Origin of the sequence: Lentzea nigeriaca (assembly GCF_016907955.1) — a bacterium.
Lineage (GTDB): Bacteria > Actinomycetota > Actinomycetes > Mycobacteriales > Pseudonocardiaceae > Lentzea > Lentzea nigeriaca.
The window spans coordinates 144,017-163,376 of sequence record NZ_JAFBCX010000007.1 but is presented as its reverse complement, the minus strand read 5'-3'; the positions used below and the strand labels follow the sequence as shown (position 1 = coordinate 163,376).

General features: G+C 67.3%; 18 protein-coding genes. 9 read left to right on the top strand and 9 right to left on the bottom strand.

Annotation, left to right across the window (positions count from 1 at the left end; translation table 11 throughout):
• The first annotated feature begins 170 nt into the window (after nt 1-170).
• Nucleotides 171-1,286: a serine hydrolase domain-containing protein gene (locus JOD27_RS25285; protein ID WP_204764753.1), complete on the top strand. Its 1,116-nt coding sequence runs from the start codon at nt 171-173 to the stop codon at nt 1,284-1,286.
• Here JOD27_RS25285 and JOD27_RS25280 read toward each other — a convergent pair whose 3' ends face one another.
• Complete coding sequence (locus tag JOD27_RS25280; protein WP_204764752.1) at nt 1,287-2,198, bottom strand: CobW family GTP-binding protein; 912 nt, start codon at nt 2,196-2,198, stop codon at nt 1,287-1,289.
• Between the two features lie 15 nt (nt 2,199-2,213).
• Nucleotides 2,214-3,029: an LLM class F420-dependent oxidoreductase gene (locus JOD27_RS25275; RefSeq protein WP_204764751.1), complete on the bottom strand. Its 816-nt coding sequence runs from the start codon at nt 3,027-3,029 to the stop codon at nt 2,214-2,216.
• 95 nt (nt 3,030-3,124) lie between these two features.
• Between JOD27_RS25275 and JOD27_RS25270 the strand changes: the two genes are divergently transcribed.
• From JOD27_RS25270 to JOD27_RS25260, 3 genes are read left to right on the top strand one after another with little or no spacing between them, the layout of a single operon-like run.
• A complete protein-coding gene (locus JOD27_RS25270; RefSeq protein ID WP_239568720.1) occupies nt 3,125-3,655 on the top strand; it encodes a hypothetical protein in 531 nt (176 codons plus the stop codon).
• Nucleotides 3,656-3,657: 2 nt separating this feature from the next.
• A complete protein-coding gene (locus tag JOD27_RS25265) occupies nt 3,658-5,583 on the top strand; it encodes a flotillin family protein (protein WP_239568718.1) in 1,926 nt (641 codons plus the stop codon).
• Nucleotides 5,580-10,001: a DNA repair ATPase gene (locus tag JOD27_RS25260; protein WP_204764750.1), complete on the top strand. Its 4,422-nt coding sequence runs from the start codon at nt 5,580-5,582 to the stop codon at nt 9,999-10,001. Before JOD27_RS25265 ends, JOD27_RS25260 begins: the two co-directional genes overlap by 4 nt.
• On the opposite strand, the gene JOD27_RS25255 is transcribed toward JOD27_RS25260, so the two are convergent.
• A complete protein-coding gene (locus JOD27_RS25255) occupies nt 9,998-10,465 on the bottom strand; it encodes a hypothetical protein (protein ID WP_204764749.1) in 468 nt (155 codons plus the stop codon). The two genes, JOD27_RS25260 and JOD27_RS25255, sit on opposite strands and share 4 nt — an antisense overlap.
• 92 nt (nt 10,466-10,557) lie before the next feature.
• Nucleotides 10,558-10,968: a PPOX class F420-dependent oxidoreductase gene (locus JOD27_RS25250; protein ID WP_204764748.1), complete on the bottom strand. Its 411-nt coding sequence runs from the start codon at nt 10,966-10,968 to the stop codon at nt 10,558-10,560.
• 34 nt (nt 10,969-11,002) lie between these two features.
• Between JOD27_RS25250 and JOD27_RS25245 the strand changes: the two genes are divergently transcribed.
• On the top strand, nt 11,003-11,824 hold the full coding sequence (locus JOD27_RS25245) for an oxygenase MpaB family protein (RefSeq protein WP_204764747.1): 822 nt from the start codon (nt 11,003-11,005) through the stop codon (nt 11,822-11,824).
• Nucleotides 11,825-11,908: 84 nt separating this feature from the next.
• Complete coding sequence (locus tag JOD27_RS25240; RefSeq protein WP_204764979.1) at nt 11,909-12,724, top strand: glutamate ABC transporter substrate-binding protein; 816 nt, start codon at nt 11,909-11,911, stop codon at nt 12,722-12,724.
• Between the two features lie 212 nt (nt 12,725-12,936).
• Here JOD27_RS25240 and JOD27_RS25235 read toward each other — a convergent pair whose 3' ends face one another.
• Complete coding sequence (locus JOD27_RS25235; RefSeq protein WP_239568716.1) at nt 12,937-14,049, bottom strand: L,D-transpeptidase; 1,113 nt, start codon at nt 14,047-14,049, stop codon at nt 12,937-12,939.
• A gap of 360 nt (nt 14,050-14,409) precedes the next feature.
• Between JOD27_RS25235 and JOD27_RS25230 the strand changes: the two genes are divergently transcribed.
• The gene (locus JOD27_RS25230; protein WP_030473173.1) at nt 14,410-14,613 is read left to right on the top strand and encodes a cold-shock protein; all 204 of its coding nucleotides are present in this window, start codon (nt 14,410-14,412) and stop codon (nt 14,611-14,613) included.
• Between the two features lie 81 nt (nt 14,614-14,694).
• Here the strand turns inward: JOD27_RS25230 and JOD27_RS25225 are convergent, their stop codons facing one another.
• The 4 genes from JOD27_RS25225 to JOD27_RS25210 form a co-directional block, all read right to left on the bottom strand.
• Nucleotides 14,695-14,994: a hypothetical protein gene (locus tag JOD27_RS25225; protein ID WP_189253511.1), complete on the bottom strand. Its 300-nt coding sequence runs from the start codon at nt 14,992-14,994 to the stop codon at nt 14,695-14,697.
• Between the two features lie 487 nt (nt 14,995-15,481).
• Entirely contained in the window at nt 15,482-17,653 is a 2,172-nt protein-coding gene (locus JOD27_RS25220; RefSeq protein ID WP_204764746.1) for a heavy metal translocating P-type ATPase, read from the bottom strand.
• Entirely contained in the window at nt 17,653-17,859 is a 207-nt protein-coding gene (locus JOD27_RS25215; RefSeq protein ID WP_204764745.1) for a heavy-metal-associated domain-containing protein, read from the bottom strand. Before JOD27_RS25215 ends, JOD27_RS25220 begins: the two co-directional genes overlap by 1 nt.
• A gap of 54 nt (nt 17,860-17,913) precedes the next feature.
• The gene (locus JOD27_RS25210) at nt 17,914-18,174 is read right to left on the bottom strand and encodes a hypothetical protein (RefSeq protein ID WP_204764744.1); all 261 of its coding nucleotides are present in this window, start codon (nt 18,172-18,174) and stop codon (nt 17,914-17,916) included.
• Between the two features lie 154 nt (nt 18,175-18,328).
• Here JOD27_RS25210 and JOD27_RS25205 point away from each other — a divergent pair, with 154 nt between their 5' ends.
• Both JOD27_RS25205 and JOD27_RS25200 read left to right on the top strand, forming a co-directional pair.
• Entirely contained in the window at nt 18,329-18,574 is a 246-nt protein-coding gene (locus JOD27_RS25205) for a hypothetical protein (RefSeq protein WP_204764743.1), read from the top strand.
• A 125-nt stretch (nt 18,575-18,699) separates the two neighbouring features.
• The gene (locus JOD27_RS25200) at nt 18,700-19,338 is read left to right on the top strand and encodes a ScbR family autoregulator-binding transcription factor (RefSeq protein WP_204764742.1); all 639 of its coding nucleotides are present in this window, start codon (nt 18,700-18,702) and stop codon (nt 19,336-19,338) included.
• The last annotated feature ends 22 nt before the right edge of the window (nt 19,339-19,360 follow it).

The window sequence follows — 19,360 nt, the reverse complement described above, 5'->3', positions numbered from 1 at the left end:
TTCATGCTCTGCACGACGGTTGACGGCGAAGTGTCCACCGGCCGGTGCTGCAGAGCAGCGTTCGTCACTGAGGTGGAGTCAGCTCTACCTGATCAACGGCAGTGCACCTGACTGTGCCGGAAGGCAAGAGTTGGAAGCCTGTGCTCAAGCCGAAAAGGGGAGGCGCAGGGATGAAGAAGACGCTGGTAGGCGTGTTGGCAGTGGCCATGCTGTTCACCGGAACGGCCGTGGCCGCGCCGTCGGACACGGTGCAGAAGCAGCTCGACGGACTCGTCAAGCAGCACGGGTTTCCGGCCGCGCTCGCCGCCACCGCCGAGGCCAACGGAAAGGCGACGGCTCAGGTCGCGGGCACGTCCGAACTGGGCAAGCACGTGCCGGTGCCCAAGAACGGGCAGGTGCGCGTGGGGTCCAACACCAAGGCTTTCGTTGCCACCGTGGTCATGCAGCTCGTGGGTGAGGGCAAGGTTCAGCTGGACGCGCCGATCACGAAGTACCTGCCCGGCGCGATCAAGGACGAGCGGATCACCGTCCGGCAGTTGCTCAACCACACCAGCGGGCTCGCGAACTACACGCAGTACATGGGGCTCGACAAGTTCGAGGAAGTGCGGCACCGGTACTACGAGCCGCGCGAGTTGCTCGACATCGCCAACGCGCATCCGCCCACCCACGAGCCAGGCGCGAAGTTCAAGTACAGCAACACGAACTACGTGCTGCTGGGGCTGCTGGTCCAGAAGGTCACCGGGCGTCCGGTCGCCGAGCAGGTCGACCAGCGGGTCATCCGGAAGCTGAACCTCCGGGACACCTACTGGCCGGGCATCGGCGAGCAGGACATCAACGGCAAGCACCCGCACGGATATGCCAGGACCGGCAACGGTGTCGAGGACGTCACCGAGCTCGACCCCTCGTGGGGCTGGGCGGCGGGGCAGATCATCTCCACTACCAAGGATCTCAACGCCTTCTACCGCGGCCTGTTGAAGGGAGAACTCCTGCCGCAGAAGGAGCTCGACGAGATGCGCAAGACCGTTGACACCACTGGTGAGATGCCACCGGGCGTGCAGTACGGGCTTGGTATCTCCAGTTGGCCGCTCACGTGCGGTGGACGGTACTGGGGGCACGGCGGTGATATCCACGGGTACGAGACGCGTGGTGGTGTCGCCGAGACGGGCAGGGCGTTTTCCGTTGCTGTCACGGCGTTGCCCGGTACGTTCCAGGACACGCCGGAGGAAGCCGAGAAGGCCCACAACGCGGTTTTGGCCACTGTGGACAGTGCGCTCTGCGGGAAGTGATCAGTCGTGGGCGTACCGGAGCACCCAGAGCATGTCCTGCTCGGTGACCGGTCCGTCCGCGACGCACGCCATCAGCCAGTCGGTCAGCGAATCCGGCTCGATGCCCGCCCCGATCAGCACCAGCTGGGTCGGGGCGTCGTCGACTCGGGTGAACGAGATGTAGCCGCCGACGACGTGCAGCATGAACGTGCCGTGCTCGAAGCGCGCGAAACCCTTGGCGCGGAACAACCCCTCTGGCCGTGCCTGCAGGAAGTCCATGAACAGCTTGGGATGCAGGAACTCGGCGGACTCGAAGGACACGCTGTCGTACGAGGCGTGGGCGTGCGTCGAGTGGTCGTCCAGGTCGTCGAACGACAGCTGCCGCGGCCCCAGGTCCGGCGGCCGCACCTCGAACAACAACGCCGGATCGATCCGCCCGTAGGAAACAGGAACCACCGGCACCGGGCAGTCGAGCGCAGGCAACGCCGAAACGCGGTCGACCTTGTTCAGCACCACCAGGTCTGCCAACGACAAATCCCGGGACAGATGTGGCACGGCGGCGAACTCCACGGCGTCGACCACGTAGATCAGCCCGCCGTACTCCACTCCCGGCGCCTGCAACACCATCCGGACCAGCGTCGACGGCTCGGCGAGACCGGACGCCTCGATCACGATGACGTCCAGGTCCGCCGAGGCCAGCTTCTCCAGCATGGCGTCCAGCTCGGTGCCGTCGACCGCGCAGCACAGGCAGCCGTTCGACAGCGACACCATCGAGTCGACCTGCGCCGAGACCGCGAAGGCGTCGATGTTGATCCGGCCGAAGTCGTTCACCACGACGCCGATCTGCGTGCCGCCTGACGTGCGCAGCAGGTGGTTGAGCAGGGTGGTTTTGCCGGAGCCGAGGAAGCCGGCGAGGACGACGACGGGGATCACGGCCGTCCAGGCTACCTACCGCAGCGCGATCAGCTTCGCCAGTGCCTCGTCCAGCGGCATGTCGATCGCCGCGGGGAACACGATCAGCTGGTCGACGCCGAGGTCCTCGTACTGGCGGACCACCGAGGCGTCCAGCTCGGCCGTCGCCACGATGTTGATCTCCAGGGCGCCGAGGGAGTCCGGTCGTTCGGTGACCGCGGAGAGCCTGCGGATTCGCTTCAGGTTGGCCGCGGTCTCCTCGGGGGTGCCGATGCCGATCCACGCGTTGCCGCGGGTCAACGCGCGGCGCAGGGCGCCGTCGGACGCTCCGCCGACGGCGATTCGGGCGTTGGACGGTCGCGGGTGGGCGTCGATGTCGCTGAACGACACGTGCTTGCCCTCGAAGGCCGGCGCCGGCGAGTCCCACAACGCCCGCATGGCGTCGATGTACTCGTCGGTGCGCTGGCCGCGACCCGCGAACGGGACGCCTACCGCGGCGAACTCCTGCGGCAGGTAGCCCGCGCCGACGCCGAGCGTGAAGCGGCCGTTGCTCAGCACGTCGAGCGACGCCACCTGCTTCGCGAGCACCACCGGGTTGCGCTGCGGCAGGATCACGATGCCGGTGCCCAGCTCCAGCCTGGTCGTGGCCGCCGCCACGAAACCGAGGCTCACCAGCGGGTCGAGCAGCGGCGTGTCCGGCTCCGACGGCGACGGGTCGACCCGCGGGCTCGGCAGCACGACGTGCTCCGACGCCCACCACGACCGGTAACCGAGCTGTTCCACGAGCTCCGCCAGCCGAAGGGTCTCCGCGGGGGCGATCGTGTCGCCCATGTTCAGTCCCTGCACCCCCATGTCCATGATCACTTCAACGACCGAGTGACGTCGATCATTCCCCCAGGTTCAACAAATCCGCTCCCCAAGACATCTAGTCGGCAAGAAGGGGGGCGATGATGACCGAGTTCATGGCTGCCGCGCTGGCTTTCCCGACCGTGCTGTTCAGCTTCCTGGTGCTCGTGGTGCTGGCGTACTGGCTCACGGTCGCGCTGGTGGGCCTGGACTTCGACGCCCCGGTGCCGCCGATCTCCATCTCGATGTTCGTCGTGATCACGTGGTTCGCCGCGCTGGTCGGCACGGTGGTGACGCCGGAGGGCAAGCTCCGGTACGCCGTCCTGATCGGCGCGCTGCTGGTGGGCGCGCTCGCGACGAAGATCTTCAGCATCCCGGTGAGGAACTGGACCAAACCGGAGAAACCCGCGTCCCGCAACGACTTCGTGGGCCGCACGGCGATCGTGCGGACGGCGCGGGTCACCGAGAACTACGGACAGGCCGAGGTCACGGCCGACGACGGCGGCACGGCTGTCGTGCAGGTGCGAGCCGCGAAGAGCACCGAACTGCAAGCGGGACAAACCGCGCTGATCTTCGACTACGACGCTGAAGGCGAGTTCTTCTGGGTCGTGGACATCACCACAGGGGGCTGACAATGGGTGCGATTTCGACGGGTTTGCTCGTGCTGATCGCGGTGGTCGTGGTCGTGCTGGTCCTGGCGATGATCACGTTGAGCAGGCTGTTCAAGAAGTGTGAGCAGGGCAAGGCACTGATCGTCTCGAAGATGCGCAAGGTCGACGTGACCTTCACCGGCACAGTGGTCCTACCGGTGCTGCACAGATGCGAGATGATGGACATCTCGGTGAAGACCATCGAGATCCGCAGAGCCGGCAACGAGGGCCTGATCTGCAAGGACAACATCCGCGCCGACATCCGCATCACGTTCTTCGTGCGGGTGAACAAGACGGTCGAGGACGTCATCAAGGTGGCGCAGGCGATCGGCACCGAGCGCGCGAGCCACGAGAGCACGTTGCAGGAGCTGTTCAACGCCAAGTTCTCCGAGGCGCTGAAGACCGTCGGCAAGCAGCTCGACTTCGTCGACCTCTACACCCACCGCGACGAGTTCCGCGACCGGATCGTGCAGGTCATCGGCACCGACCTCAACGGCTACAGCCTCGAGGACGCGGCCATCGACTACCTGGAGCAGACGCCGCTCAAGCAGCTCGACCCGGCGAACATCCTGGACGCTCAGGGCATCCGCAAGATCACCGAGCTGACCGCGATCGAGCACGTCAAGACCAACGAGTTCACCCGCAACGAGGAGAAGGAGATCACGCGCCAGAACGTCAGCGCGCGTGAGGCGATCCTCGAGCTCGAACGGCGGCAGGCGGACGCGGAGATCAGGCAGAAGCGCGAGATCGAGACCGCCCGCGCGCAGCAGGAGGCGGAGACCCAGAAGGTCCAGGCCGAGGAAAGGCTCAAGGCCAACACCGCGTTCATCCGCACCGAGGAGCAGCTCGGCATCCAGGCCGAGAACAAGGCCCGCGAGATCGCCGTGGCGGAGAAGAACCGCGAGCGCGTGATCGCCGTCGAGACCGAGCGCATCGAGAAGGACCGTCTGCTGGAGGTCATCGCCCGCGAACGCGAGACCGCGCTGCGCATGATCGAGAAGGACAAGGAGCTCGAGCACGAGCGCCGCGCCATCGCCGACCTGGTGCGCGAGCGGGTCGCGGTCGAGAAGACGGTGGCCGAGCAGGAGGAGAACATCAAGCGCCTGCGTGCGGTCGAGGAGGCCGAACGCGAGCGGCAGCAGATCGTGATCATGGCCGAGGCCGAGGCGCAGCAGTCGCTGGTCAAGGACATCAAGGCCGCCGAGGCCGCGGAACAGGCCGCGCAGCACAAGGCCCGCGAGGTCGTCGTGCTCGCCGAGTCGCGCCAGCAGGCCGCCGACCTCGACGCCCGCGCCAAGATGCGGCTCGCCGAGGGCATCCAGGCCGAGACCGCCGCGGCCGGACTCGCGAACGTGCAGGTCAGGGAACGCGACGCCGAGGCCATCGAGAAGATCGGTCGCGCCGAGGCCGTGGTCGACCGCGAGAAGGCCCTGGCCGACGCCGAGGGCATCAAGGAACGCCTCAAGGGCGAGGCGGAAGGCCTGTCGCACAAGGCGGAGGCGATGGCCGCGCTCGACTCCGCGACCCGCGAGCACGAGGAGTACCGACTGCGCCTGGAGGCGGAGAAGGAGATCCGGCTCAAGGGCATCGACGTGCAGCGCCAGGTCGCCGAGGCCCAGGCCATGGTGCTCGCCGCCGGGCTGGAGAAGGCCGACATCGACATCGTCGGTGGCGACACGATGTTCTTCGACAAGATCGCCAGCGCGATCACCGCGGGCAAGCAGGTCGACGGGTTCGTCGGCAGCTCGGACGTCGTGCAGGCGTTGGGCGCCAAGTGGATGGACGGGACGGCGAGCTTCCCGGAGGACCTGACCAAGATCCTCAGCTCGTTCACCACGGGTGACGCGCAGAACCTGGCCGCCGCGCTGGCCCTGACCCAGATGGCCAAGGCCAACGGGCAGAACGCATGACGGTGTCCAATTCTCCTGGGCTGGACGCAGGGACCTACGAGGTGCTGAGAGCCCGGCTGGCCGAACAGGCCGCCGGGCTCGCCCGGAGCACCGAGGCGCTGAACACCCAGCGCGTCGAGACGTTCGGCAGCACGGCTTTCGAGCTCGTCGCCACCGAACGGATCCGCACCGAGAACAACTGCGTACCGCGCGACATCGTGCCGCTCGGCGACCTGATGTTGTTCGGCTACAACGTGTTCATGGGCCTCAAGCCCGAGACCGCGGTCAAGGACGTCTTCGCGGTCCACGGCAAGGATTTCGGCGCCGTACAGGCCGATTTCCTCAACGACCCGAGGTTCGTCAACGACTTCGCCGAGCTCTACCGCTACTACCGCGACACGCGGCTGCTCCAACTGCGGATCGTCGAGTCACGGCTGCTCGCGGTGTTCCAGACCGGCGCGCGGATCGAGGACATCCGCGTGCTGCGCTGGGACATCGCGGTCGACGGCACAGTCACCTACCTCGACAACCGCGGCGACCGCGACCACGTGTTCCCGCCCTCGCACGATGTCACGTGGATCGAGACCACCCGTGAGCAGCACGTTCTCGGTCGGCACCCGCACATCGCGATCGAGAACGAGGTCTTCGTCGAGACGGTCGGCGGCACGCTGACCGTCAAGATCGAGAACAACACCGAGACCGGCGAGGGCGTCTACGACGAGCCCGTCGACGAGCCGTTGCAGAGCCTCGCGGACGCCGACGTGCACTACGCCCGCGTCGGCCCGTTGATCCTGCTCAGGATCCGCCCGTACAACGAGACGGTGTGGCGGCATCTGGTCTTCAACACCCGCACCAAGACCGTGGCCAGGCTCGATGGCATCGGTCAGGCGTGCCAGCGCCTGCCGGAGGACCAGGGGATCATCTTCCCCGGCGGCTACTACCTCGTCACGGGTGCGGACAAGACGTTCGACGTCGACACGAACGACCTGGAGTTCGAGCGGGTCATCCGGTCGGCGAACGGCGAGGACGTGCTGTTCGTCTACCACGCCCGCCGCGAGGGTCGCAGCTTGTTGTTGCCCTACAACGTGATCCGCAAGGAGGTCGCGACCCCGATCACCTGCCACGGCTACTCGCTCTTCGCCGACGGCACGCTGGTGATCTTCCGCGAGACCGGCTCCGACCCCGTCCGCGTGCATCCGATGCAGGTCTGGCGCACGCCGTTCGTGCAGGACGAGGTGCTGCCGGAGCAGGCGGGCCCGCTCGCCCGCATCGGCAACGCCGACCTGGTCCGCGGCATCTCGGACTGCCTGAGCGTCACGCGCATGGCCGCCGAGATGACCCCGTCAGCGCCGGTGTTCGAAGGCTTGATCGCCCTGTGCACCAGGGTGATCGACGGTGTCCACTGGCTCGCCGAGCTGGGGCTCAAGGACGACGTCCTGGCCGTCCGCGCCACCGCGGAGCAGGTGCTGGACGAGTTCGAGGCCGTTCGCAAGCTCACCGAGCACGCCGCCGAGCAGCTTCACACCGCGTCCGAAAAGCTCGCCTCGCTGATCAGGCTCGCCAGGTCCGCCGCACCGCGCAGCGCCGACGAGTGGGTCCGGCTGCTGGCTGATCTGCGGTCCGCTCAGGGCCGGCTGATCACGCTCAAGGAGCTGAAGTACGTCGACCTCGACGAGATCGACCGCCGCGAGGCCGAACTGGTCGAGGAACTGGGTGCGTCGGCACGCCGCGCCGTCGCGTTCCTCAGCGGCGAGGGCGCGTTCGCCCAGTACCACGAGGAGATCGAGCAGATCGCGGCCGCGGAGCTGAAGACCGCCGCCGAGGCCATGCCGCTGCACGAACGCCTGGCGCAGCAGCAGACCGGCCTGGAGGTGCTGACCGAGGTCGTCAGCACGCTCGAAGCCGCCGACACGACCACCCGCACGCAGATCCTGGCGAGCATCGGCGAGGTCCTGGCCGCGGTGAACCGTGCACGCGCCACTGTGGACGGTCGCAGGGCCCAGCTGGCGAACGCGGAGGGCAGAGCCGAGTTCGCGGCGGAGTTCGCGCTGCTCGGCCAGGCCATCACCGGTGCGTTGTCGGTCGCGGATACCCCGCAGCGCTGCGACGACCAGCTCGGCCGCCTCCTCCTGCAGCTCGAGAACCTGGAGTCGCGGTTCGGCGAGTTCGACGACTTCCTCGCCCAGATCGGCGCCAAGCGCACGGACGTCTACGAGGCCTTCTCCGCCCGCAAGCAGACGCTGCTCGACGAACGGGCGCGCAAAGCGGACAGGCTCGTGCAGTCGGCCGAACGCGTACTCGGTACGATCCGCCGTCGCGTCGGGAAGCTCACCTCGACCGACGAGATCAACACGTACTTCGCCGGCGACCCGATGGTCGCCAAGGTCCGCACGGTGGCCGAGGAACTCAGAAGCCTCGGCGACGTGCGGGCGGACGAGCTCGACGCGAGTCTGCGTGATGCCCGGCAAGAGGGAGGCCGGGCGCTGCGCGACCGGGCCGATCTGTACGACGGCGCGTCGATCGTGCTCGGTCGTCACCGTTTCCCGGTGACGACCGAGCCGATGAACCTCACGCTGGTGCCGCGCGACGGCCGGTTGTTCTACGCGGTGACCGGCACCGACTACCGCAGCGAGGTCACGGGTTTCCAGCACACCCGCGAGTTCTGGGACCAGCTGCTGGTCTCGGAGACCCAGGACGTCTACCGGTCGGAACACCTCGCCGGATGCCTGCTCGCCGAGGGTCGCACGGACGTCGTCAACGCCGCCGCCGAACGTTACGACGAGGGCTACGAGAAGGGCGTCCACGACCACGACGCCGCGAAGATTCTCGCTGTCCTGCAACGACTCCACGCCGGTGCGGGACTCCTGAGGTATCCGCCGGCGGCTCGTGCCGCCGCGCAGATCTTCTGGTCCGATCAGCCGGAGGACCACCGGGCGGTCTGGGCGCGCAAGGCCGAGTCGCTGGCCCGTGCCCGCACGATCTTCGGCGGCACACACGGGATTCCGGAGCTGACGAAGCAGTTCGGCCTCGACGATCTCGCCGCCGAGTACCTGTTCGAGGAACTCGCCTGCGAGCCGCGGGGATTCGTCACCAGCAAGGCCGCCAGGGCCGTGATCGACAGGTTCAGGGCGGTGGTCACCGAGGACCTGCGCGACCGTGACCTGATCGAGGCGTGGCTGCGGGCGTTCCTCGGCGACGAGGACTGCCCTGAGTTCCCCGAGGTCGTCGCCGTCCTCCTCACCGACCTGCCGCGCTACGACTCCAGCGCCGCTCTGACCGAGTCCGTCACCGGCCTGCTCGGCACGCACCCGCGGATCCAGAACCAGTCGATGGAGCTCCGCCTAGACGAAACGCTCACCAGGTTGCGCCGTTTCCACCGGGATCAGGTGCCCGCGTTCCGCGCCTACCAGCGCCAACGCGACGACCTGATCGCGCGGGAACGCCGCAGGCTCCGGCTCGACGACTACCGCCCGGCGGTGCTGAACACGTTCGTGCGCAACAGGTTGCTGAACGAGGTCTACCTGCCGCTGATCGGCGACAACCTCGCCAAGCAGCTGAACGACGGCACGGGCCTGCTGATGCTGATCTCCCCGCCCGGCTACGGCAAGACGACGCTGATGGAGTACGTCGCGAACCGCCTGGGCATGGTGTTCGTCAAGGTCAACGGCCCGGCGCTGGGCAGCGGCGTCACCTCGCTCGACCCGCAGGAGGCACCGAATGCCACGGCACGCCAGGAAGTCGAGCGGATCAACTTCGCGTTCGCCCTCGGCAGCAACGTTCTGCTGCACGTCGACGACATCCAGCACACATCGCCTGAGCTGCTGCAGAAGTTCATCTCGTTGTGCGACGCACAACGACGCGTTGACGGCGTGTGGGACGGCGAGGCACGCACGTTCGACCTGCGGGGCAAGCGCTTCGCGGTGTCGATGGCGGGCAACCCGTACACCGAGACCGGCCGCGCTTTCCGCGTCCCTGACATGCTCGCGAACCGCGCGGACGTGTGGAACCTGGGCGACGTGCTGTCCGGTCGCGATGCCCTGTTTGCGTTGAGCTACCTGGAGAACGCGTCAGGCGCCAACCCGACACTCAACAACGTGGACGTGGAACCGTTGGTGCGCCTGGCGAACGGCGAGAGCGTTCGCCACGATTACGAGACCGTCGAGCTGGAACGGATGCTGTCGGTGGTCCGCAAGCTGCAACGGATCCAGGAAGTCGTGCTCAGGGTCAACCAGGAGTACATCGCGTCGGCGGCGAGCGGCGGGGAGTTCCTGTTGCAGGGCAGCTATCGCAACATGATCAGGATGGCCGCCAGGGTCGTCCCCGCGATGAACGACGACGAGGTCGAGGCGTTGATCGACGACCACTACCTCGGCGAGGCCCAGCTGCTGGGCACCCGTGCGGAGGCGAACCTGCGAAAACTGGCCGAGCTCAAGGCCTAGTCGCAGTCGAGGACGAGCTCGTGGCCGTCGTGGTCGCGCACGTCGATCAGGTCGTGGTCCTTCACGTACTGGCACAGCTCTTTCGGCGTGAGGGGCCACGGCAGGCAACGCCCGATGTCGTCCTCGCCGAAGTACTTGTAGTCGCAGCGCAGGAAGTCGAGGAGGTCACGAGGCCGCGACGACGTGGCGGGCAGCGACGTCGTCGGCACCGGTTTCTGCCGGGGAAGCGGCTTGGCGGCCACGGGCGGAGGAGGCGGCTCGGGAGTGGTGACCGCCACCGGACCGACAGCGGAGACGATCGTGGTCGCGGTGGCGGTGACGGTCTGCGGTGCGGGAGGTGGCGGAGCAACGAGCCGGATGTCCACCGGTTTGTCCGGACGTGCCGCGAACAACGCCGCCACCAGGGCAGCGCCCATCACTGCCACCGCGGCCACCAAGTAGCCGCGGCGTCTGACACCAGTCATCGCTTCCGCTCCCCAGGTTCCGCCTGCCCGGTAGCCGCCGTCCCCGTGGAAATCGTTGCTCCCGCTAACGGTGTTACCGGTCGGCGCGAGAATCACCCAGTCCTGTCCGGTCCCGCGCCGGTCAGCGAGATCCGCAGGATGACCCGCTGCTCGCGTTCCATCGCGGCCCGGTACTCGTTCCAGTCCTCGTGTTCACCGGAGATCGTCCGGTAGTACTCGACCAGCAGGTCCATCGCCTCCGGCAACGGCACGATCGTCGCAGTTCCGTTGATCTGGATCCACCGCCCGAAGAAGCTGTCCGGCAGCACGCACAACGAGACGTTCGGGTCGCGTTGGACCTGCTTGGTCTTGTAGGCGGTCGCTCGTGTGGAGACGAGCACATCGCCGTTGTCGTCCAACGCGACGAGCACCGGCGACATCGACGGCGTGCCGTCCGACTTCAACGCGCAGAACACCGCTCGGTGCTGGCTGCGAAGCACTTCCCGTGCCTGATCCAGGTCCATGGCCATCATCTTCGCGAGACGGGACGATGTGCGCATGCTCGTGCCCAACAATCCGAACTCCGTGAGCTGGCAGATGTACGCGGACCCGATGATGTGGGTCGCCGGCATCTCCAGCCTCTACCTGCAGTCGCTGCACCCGAAGGCGGTGGCGGGCGTCGTGCAGAACTCCAACTTCAAGACCGACCCGTTCGGAAGGCTGCGGCGCACGGCGGACTTCGTGGGACTCGGCGTGTACGGCACCGACGAGGCGATCCAGGCCGCTGCGGCACGGGTTCGCGCCACCCACCGCGAACTGCGCGCGGTCGTGGACGGCAGGACGTTCCGGATCGACGAACCCGAGTTGCTGCTCTGGGTGCATTGCTCCGAGGTCTACAGCTTCGAGACGGTTCTCGACCGAGCCGGTTATGGGTTGACGGACCGGCAGAAGGACCGGTACTACGCAGAGCAGCGGTTCGCGGCCGCTCTCGTGGGCCTGCACGCCGACGAAGTGCCGGGTTCACGACGCGAAATGGACGAGTACTTCGACGCCATCCGGCCGTCGCTCGGCAGGACGCCGGACTCCGAGTTGATCTACAACTTCCTGCACGGACCGGCCACGCAGGGTGTTCTGCGCCACGCTATGCCGATCTACAAGGTGCTGGTGGGGCACCTCGCGTACTCGGTGCTGCCCGATTGGGCAATAGATCTGCACGGGCACCCGCCGTACCGGAACGCGACTTTTCGGCTGCGGATGCTGCGCCGAACGGCTCTGCTCATCCCGCCGGGGCTGCGCCGGATGGTCCCACCTGGCCACATCCGCAGGGCCATCGCCCGCGAGGGCCGAAGTGTGACACCCAGGAGGACTCGACTGCCGTAGTTGTCACACATCACAGTTGATCATCGTCGCAGGTCCGTAGCATTGCGCACGAATCTCGAACAACCCTCCGGAAGGCCTGTTGTGATCCGTCGTGCCGCGCTCCTGACTGCCGTAGCGGTGCTCGCCACCGCCTGTGGGAGCGGTGACACCAGCACAGTCATCGGACGTGCGGACACCGGCAAGCTGACGATCGGCATCCGCTACGACCAGCCCGGCCTCAGCCAGCGGCGCCTCGACGGGCGTTACGTCGGCTTCGACGTCGACGTCGCCAGGTACGTCGCGAACGAGCTGGGCGTGAAGGAAAGCGGCATCACCTTCAAGGAGGCCCGCGGCGCGGCCCGCGAGTCGATGCTGCAGAACGGCGAGGCCGACCTGATCGTCGCGTCCTACTCGATCACCCACGCCCGCAAGGAGAAGGTGGCCTTCGCCGGCCCGTACTTCGAGACCGGCCAGGGCATGCTCGTCCGCTTCACCGAGCAGTCCATCCAGGGCCCGGAGACGCTGAACGGCCGCAAGCTGTGCTCGGTCAAGGGTTCCACCTCCGCGCAGAAGGTGAAGAGCGAGCACGCCCAGGGTGTGCAGATCATCGAGTACGGCCAGTACAGCGACTGCGTCATCGCGCTGATGGCGGGCAACGTCGACGCCGTCACCACCGACGAGGTCATCCTCGCCGGGTTTGCCGCGGAGAACCCCGAGCTGCTCAAGCTCGTCGGCAAGCCGTTCTCCAAGGAGCGCTACGGCATCGGCGTTCCCAAGGGCGACACCAAGTCGCGGGACGCCGTGAACGCCGCCATCGAGAAGATGATTTCGAGCGGTGAGTGGAAGCGGGCCCTCGAACGCAACGTCGGTCCGTCGGGTTACGAGATCCCGCAACCACCCCAGATCACCGAGAAGAGCTAGTAGAGCGTCGCGGCTTGGTTGTGCTCCGCTGAGTCGGGCAGGGGGCTGGGCGGTCTGGTGCTCGTCACCGAAAGCCCGGATGGTCGCGTTCTCATGCACGTCGCTGCCGAGTTGGCGGTAGAGAAATGCTGACGCAAACGTTTGCTGATCACCCCGACTGCTGCCAACCGTGCAGTTGGCAGCCATGAGAGCGCGATAGCGGCGACACGCTACTAGTTCTTCGCCGCGGACTTCGACGTCCAGGTCGCCCAGTCGAGCGCCCAGTCGTGGTAGGCGAACTGCGGCTCCTCGCTGAGGTGCACCGAGGAGTTCAGCACCTCGACCGGGTCGCCGATCATCGTCAGGTCGAAGAACGTCTTCGCGTTGGCCGGTGAGAGGTTCGCGCACCCGTGCGAGACGTTCTCCCTGCCCTGCTGCGGAACCGAATTCGCGTACTCGTGCACGAACTCGCCGTTGTCGGAGATCAGCACGGCCCACGTGACCGGGACGTTCTCGTAGCCGAACTTCTGGTTGGTCATGGTGCGCTTGGCCTCCTTCTGCATCACCACGTGCGTGCCGGAACGGGTGACGCGATCCCGGACACTCTCCTTCCCGTACGAGGCCGGGAAGTCGTACAGCTGCACGCCGTCGCGGTAGATGACGAACCGGTGCGACTTCGTGTCCGCCTTCACCACCAGGGCCCTGTCCGCGATCTTGAACTGGACGTGCACGTCCTCCGCCCCGTACGCGCCGCCCCCGAACGGCACGCCGTACACGTTGGCGTCCACGGAAACCTCGGTGTTCGGCTTCCAGTACTCGCGCGGGCGCCAGTGCGCCTCGGTGTCGGACAGCCAGGCCCAGGCGCCCTCGGTCGGCGTCGACGTCGTGACGGTCATGCTCTTCTGCACCGACGCCTTGTCCTGCACCGGCGAGCTGAAGGTCACCTTGATCGGCATCGCGACGCCGTACGTCTCGTGGTCGCCGACGTTCATCGACGCGCTGGTGAGCCGCTGCGGCTTGAGCGTGCGGAACGACCCGCTGACGGGCACCTCCGCGCCGTCCTCGCCCTTCGCCGACCCCGACCACGTGTAGACCTTGTCGTAACCCAGGTCCTCGGTGGCGACCCACCTGTCGGCCGTCAGGTCCCCCTTGACGGGCTTGCCCTCCGCGTTGGTGAGTGCGACGGCGGTCAGTGCACCTCCCGTGACACCCACCTGGAACGGACCCGCCGGGCTGATCCCCTCACCCGACGCCGGCGTCACGGTCAGTGCCGCCTTCGCCTTGTTCTCCACGACCGGAGCGGCCGGCGACGACGGTGCGTCGGGCGCGGCACTGCAAGCGGTCAACCCCAGTAGTACAGCCAACATCAGCGGCCTGAACACGTGCTCTCCCCAAGATCCCCTCGAACGATGCACAGGAGACGCACGGGGGTGCTGGCACGTTGCATGGGAGAACGCGATCACCCACCCGGACCAGCGGGTTTCCTCCTATTGAGGCACGCAACTGGCCAGTAATGACCTGTAGTGCTATGACGCATCACACGTTAGGCTGACCCGCGCAGGCCGTGGTTTCTGTGTTCGTGCTTCACACGCTCGCGGAACGACACGCGGGCGTGCCGTGCGCTCGAGTTGAGCGGACTGACCGCCCCCGGGACGGCCGGGGCTGCACGGTGCAGCCCCAAGCTTTCCTGCGATGGAGGCAGGTACATGGCACAGGGCACTGTCAAGTGGTTCAACTCCGAGAAGGGCTTCGGCTTCATCGCCCAGGACAACGGCGGCGCAGACGTCTTCGTCCACTACTCGGAGATCCAGGGTCAGGGCTTCCGCACCCTGGAGGAGAACCAGCGCGTGGAGTTCGAGGTCGGCCAGGGCACCAAGGGCCCGCAGGCTCAGAACGTCCGTGCGATCTGATTCGCCGCAAATCTAGTCGCACGTGAGAAGGACCCTCGGCCGGGCTCGGCCGAGGGTCCTTCTGCGTTGTCGTGTGACTGGCTACTGGCCGCGCTGACGCGCTTCCCACTCCAGTCGCTGCATGACCCACTCCGTGGCGAGCGCCTGCGGGGAGGTCTGGCGCTCGGCGGCGAGCTCCTTGAGCTGCTCGTTGGCCATGAGCTGCAGCCGCAGCTGGTACACCTGCGCGTTGCCGAAGCCCGACGCGGTGGTCTCGTTGTCCGAGTCCGGGGCCAGTGCTGCCAGGTAAGAGGTCAGCTCCTCGTCGGGCAACGTCTCCTGCGGTTCGTCCGCGGGACGGTGACGGCCGGACTTGGAGCGTCCGAGGGATCCGATAGGCACCGGAACACGATAACGGCTCGGTCACGGAACCCAAACACCTGTGACCTGAGTCACCCCAAGGTGTAAATAGGCCCACCCAGAGTGGACCTGGCGAGAGTGGGAACAAAGGCCGACGACAGAGACGACACCCGCCGGTCAACACAAGGGCGACGACACACCGGTCAAGACGACGGCGACGACAAGGACGCGACCCGCGCCGGGGCAGGACGAGGGGGCGGCAGAGACGACACGCGCCGGGCAACCTACGGGGGTCCGGGGGCGTGCCCCCGGCTGGGGTCTGGGGGCTCGGCCCCCAGAAGACACCCGCAGCGTCAGGCGGCGAGGCGTCAGCCGAGCAGCCTGACGCAGAGCTGCGGAGGCCCCCGCGCCAGGGGGAGGAACGCGGGGGCCGGAGGGGATCTCCACAGGCGCTGACCGGGGGTGTGTCAGCTACTTCGGATTGTTGCACGCGCACAAGGCGCTTGGGGAGTGTTCCCACGCAAGATTCTTAAGTTGCCGATGAACGGAAACCCCGTAGTCGCAAGCTGTTGGTAACAACGAACACGCTGCTGAACGCCATTGCGGCCCCCGCGATCATGGGGTTCAGCAGTCCCAGCGCCGCGAGTGGAAGTCCAGCCACGTTGTAGGCGAACGCCCAGAAGAGATTACCCTTGATCGTGCCCAACGTCTTGCGGGACAAGCGAATGGCGTCCGCTGCCACGCGCAGGTCGCCGCGCACGAGGGTCAGGTCGCTCGCCTCGATCGCGACGTCGGTGCCGGTTCCCATGGCCAGCCCCAGATCCGCGGCCGCGAGTGCCGGCGCGTCGTTCACGCCGTCGCCGACCATGGCCACAACTCGGCCCTGTGCCTGGAGATTCCGGACCGCTTCGACTTTCCCGGCGGGCAGGACGTCGGCGATGACCTCGTCGATGCCGACCTCCGCTGCCACGGCGGCGGCCACTTCGGCGTTGTCACCGGTCAGCAGCACCGGCCGCAGGCCCAGTTCGCGCAACGAGCGAATCGCTTGTGCCGACGTGGGTTTCACGACGTCCGAAACGATGATGAGACCGACAACCTTGTCATCAAAGGAAACTGCCACAACAGTGCCTTGTGCAACCGCTCCCGCAGTCAATTCCATCGGCAGTGAAACGTTCCGCAACCGCCCGACGACAACGCGTCGACCTTCGACCACGCCGCTGACGCCGACGCCGTCCGTGGAAACGAAGTCCGACACCGGCAGGAGTTCCGGAACTTCACGGACGATCGCCGCGGCGATCGGGTGTTCGGACGCGTTCTCGACGGCTGCCGCGAACCGCAGCACCTCGTCGCGCGACACGCCGTCCGCGGGGATCACGTCGACCAGCGTCAGCCGGCCGGTGGTGACGGTGCCGGTCTTGTCGAGCACCACGGTGTCCACGCGCCGCGTCGACTCCAGCACCTCGGGACCCTTCACCAGGATGCCGAGCTGAGCGCCGCGGCCGGTGCCCACGAGCAACGCCGTCGGCGTCGCGAGACCCAGCGCGCACGGGCACGCGATCACGAGGACGGCCACAGCGGTCGTCACCGCGAACTCGAGCGGCCTGCCCGCGAGCAACCACGCGCCGAAGGCCGCCAGTGCGATCGCCACGACGACCGGGACGAAGACGGACGACACCCGGTCGGCCAGCCGTTGCACCTCGGCCTTGCCCGCCTGGGCCTGCTCGACGAGCCGCGCCATGCGGGCGAGCTGGGTGTCCGCGCCGACGGAGGTGGCCGTGACGACCAGTCGACCGCCCGCGTTGACCGTGCCGCCGACGACCGCGTCGCCCGGACCGACCTCGACGGGAACGGATTCACCCGTGACCATCGAGCGGTCCACGGCCGAGTTGCCCTCGACCACTAGGCCGTCCGTGGCGATGCGCTCACCCGGACGGACCAAGAACTGTTCGCCGGCCCGGAGCTGGGCCACCGGGACCCGCGTCTCGGCACCGTCCCGCAGCACCGACACATCCTTGGCGCCCAGGGCGAACAACGACCGCAGCGCGGCGCCCGCGCTGCGCTTGGACCGGGCCTCGAGCCACCGTCCGAGCAGCAGGAACACGGTCACGCCGACCGCGACCTCCAGGTAGATGTCGCCGGAACCCGTGGGCTGCGGCAGGAGGCTGAACTCGTGCCGCATGCCGATCGTCCCGGCCTCGCCGAACACCAGCGCGAATAGCGACCACAGGTACGAGACCGTGACGCCCATCGACACGAGGGTGTCCATCGTGCTGGCGCCGTGCCGTGCGTTGACGGCGGCCGCACGGTGGAACGGCCAGCCACAGACCCACACGACCACGCTGGCGAGCGCCAGCGACACCCACTGCCAGGTGGGGAACTGCCACGCCGGGACCATCGAGAACGCGATCACCGGCACGCCGAGCACCGCGGCCAGGACGAACCTCAGCCGGAGGTCGCCGGAGTCGTCGGCGACCTCGGGTGTGGGCTCCTCCGCGTCGTAGCCCGCCGCGCGCACGGTCGACACCAGGTCGTCCACGCGCAGGTTGTCCGGGAACTGGACGCTGGCCTTCTCGGTCGCGTAGTTCACCGTGGCGGAGACGCCGTCGAGCTTGTTCAGCTTGCGTTCGATGCGCCGCGCACAGGAGGCGCACGTCATGCCGCTGATGCTGAGTTCGACGTGGCGGGGCTCGGTCGTGGTCATCAGGCGACCTGGTACCCGGCCTCGGAGACGGCGGCGACGACCTCGGCCCGGTCGAGCTCATGGTCGCTGGTCACGGTCACCGCGCCGGTCTCCAGGACGACGTCGACGCCCGTGACGCCGTCGACCTCGCCGAGTTCCTCCTTGACGGAGCTGACGCAGTGGCCGCAGGTCATGCCGGTGACGGTGTAGGTGGCAGTGACGGACATCGGGGTCCCTTTCTAGGAGCGGGACACCGATCATACCCCCCTGGGGTAAGCCGTCTACTGAGGACCGTCCGGTTTCGGCTGGTCCAGGTTCTGGATGTCGCTCTCGATCTTGTTGACCAGGTCGTCGAGGCCCTCGAGCATCTTGTCGAGCTCGGCCAGCCTGGCGCCGAACGCGGACTCGATGTCGGCGTCGATGCTCTCCAGGTTGATGCCGCTGATGGCCTTCAGGATCTCCTGCGGGTCGACCGGTGGCGGTATCTGCTCCGCGTTTTGGCCCTCTGCATCGGGGGAAGGCTCCGGCGTGGGATCAGTCATCGGTCCATCTTCCCTTGGCGAGATCCCCACGAGACAGGCACCGCACCTGTACGGAAAGTGACGCTGGGTGGCGGTGGAATCACTCTGCGGGGGGCTGCGGCCGTTGTCCCAGGTCGCTTAGCCTCGCGCCAACCTCAAGTCGGGGAGGGCACTCATGAGCGGGTCGTTGGAAGTACGGAAGTTCCTGATCACCCAAGACGACGGCATGTCACGGCAGGGCGGGCCGAACGTTCCGGCCCAGCGCAGCGGAGAACCCTCGCGGATCTCCGATGAGCAGGTGCACAGGGCCAGGCTCGCCGTCGCACGGAGCGCCCTGGGTACCGAGGACTGCAGGATGCTGCTCGACATGCTGGGCCTGTCACCGGGCGAGGACGGCGGTGCGCCTCCTGTGCAGCGGTGACGTGATGCGAATGCGGATGCGGCCCTGACTTCAGACGCGCACCCCCCGGAGCGCGTCTGCAGGACAGGGCCGCATCTCGAAACATACCCACGGGTCTCTTTAGCGGCAACGGCTAACCTTGACCCATGCCCCAGCAGGATCGGGCGTATGCGACACGCGAGGCGATACTCCACGCCGCGGCGGAGGAGTTCGACCGGCTTGGGTACGAACGCACGTCGCTGACCGCCGTGCTCGCACGCGCCGGGCTCACCAAGGGCGCCTTCTACTTCCACTTCGCTTCCAAGGAAGCCGTCGCCAGTGCGTTGATCGAACGCCAGAGCGAGCTGTGGGCTCAGGTGCGCGAGACGTGGCACGCGCGCGGCGTCGACCCGTTGAGCGCTCTGCACGGCATGTTCGCCGAATCCGCGGACCGGATGGCCGCCGACGTCGTGCTGCGCGCGGGCGTCCGGCTCGCCGCCGATCGCGAGATCGGCTATCCGGGTGTGCCTTCCACGCACATCATGTGGGAGAAGCTGATCGCCGGCTACGTGAGGGAAGCGGGCGAGCGCGGGGATCTGCGTCCCGGTGTCGATCCGGACGCGGTGGCGCGGGCGTTGTGCGGTGCCGCCCTCGGTGCCCGGTTGATCTCTTCGGCGACGACGGCGTGTGCCGACTTCCCGAGCCGTATCCGCGAAGTTCTCGGGTACGTGCTGCCCTGTGTCGCATCTTCCGCTTGGAAGTTGTCTGGATCACAAAACACCGTTGACGAGGCTTCAGGGTCGTGAGCAGGCGTTTATTGATCTGGGC

Bases quoted from the DNA above. Each gene is read 5' to 3' on its own strand.
- JOD27_RS25270 (WP_239568720.1), top strand. From the start codon at position 3,125: ATGATGACCGAGTTCATGGCTGCCGCGCTGGCTTTCCCGACCGTGCTG.
- JOD27_RS25265 (WP_239568718.1), top strand. From the start codon at position 3,658: ATGGGTGCGATTTCGACGGGTTTGCTCGTGCTGATCGCGGTGGTCGTG.
- JOD27_RS25220 (WP_204764746.1), bottom strand. From the start codon at position 17,653: ATGACCACGACCGAGCCCCGCCACGTCGAACTCAGCATCAGCGGCATG.
- JOD27_RS25275 (WP_204764751.1), bottom strand. From the start codon at position 3,029: ATGGGGGTGCAGGGACTGAACATGGGCGACACGATCGCCCCCGCGGAG.
- JOD27_RS25260 (WP_204764750.1), top strand. From the start codon at position 5,580: ATGACGGTGTCCAATTCTCCTGGGCTGGACGCAGGGACCTACGAGGTG.
- JOD27_RS25210 (WP_204764744.1), bottom strand. From the start codon at position 18,174: ATGACTGATCCCACGCCGGAGCCTTCCCCCGATGCAGAGGGCCAAAAC.
- JOD27_RS25255 (WP_204764749.1), bottom strand. From the start codon at position 10,465: ATGACTGGTGTCAGACGCCGCGGCTACTTGGTGGCCGCGGTGGCAGTG.
- JOD27_RS25230 (WP_030473173.1), top strand. From the start codon at position 14,410: ATGGCACAGGGCACTGTCAAGTGGTTCAACTCCGAGAAGGGCTTCGGC.
- JOD27_RS25245 (WP_204764747.1), top strand. From the start codon at position 11,003: ATGCTCGTGCCCAACAATCCGAACTCCGTGAGCTGGCAGATGTACGCG.
- JOD27_RS25285 (WP_204764753.1), top strand. From the start codon at position 171: ATGAAGAAGACGCTGGTAGGCGTGTTGGCAGTGGCCATGCTGTTCACC.
- JOD27_RS25200 (WP_204764742.1), top strand. From the start codon at position 18,700: ATGCCCCAGCAGGATCGGGCGTATGCGACACGCGAGGCGATACTCCAC.
- JOD27_RS25205 (WP_204764743.1), top strand. From the start codon at position 18,329: ATGAGCGGGTCGTTGGAAGTACGGAAGTTCCTGATCACCCAAGACGAC.
- JOD27_RS25250 (WP_204764748.1), bottom strand. From the start codon at position 10,968: ATGGACCTGGATCAGGCACGGGAAGTGCTTCGCAGCCAGCACCGAGCG.
- JOD27_RS25215 (WP_204764745.1), bottom strand. From the start codon at position 17,859: ATGTCCGTCACTGCCACCTACACCGTCACCGGCATGACCTGCGGCCAC.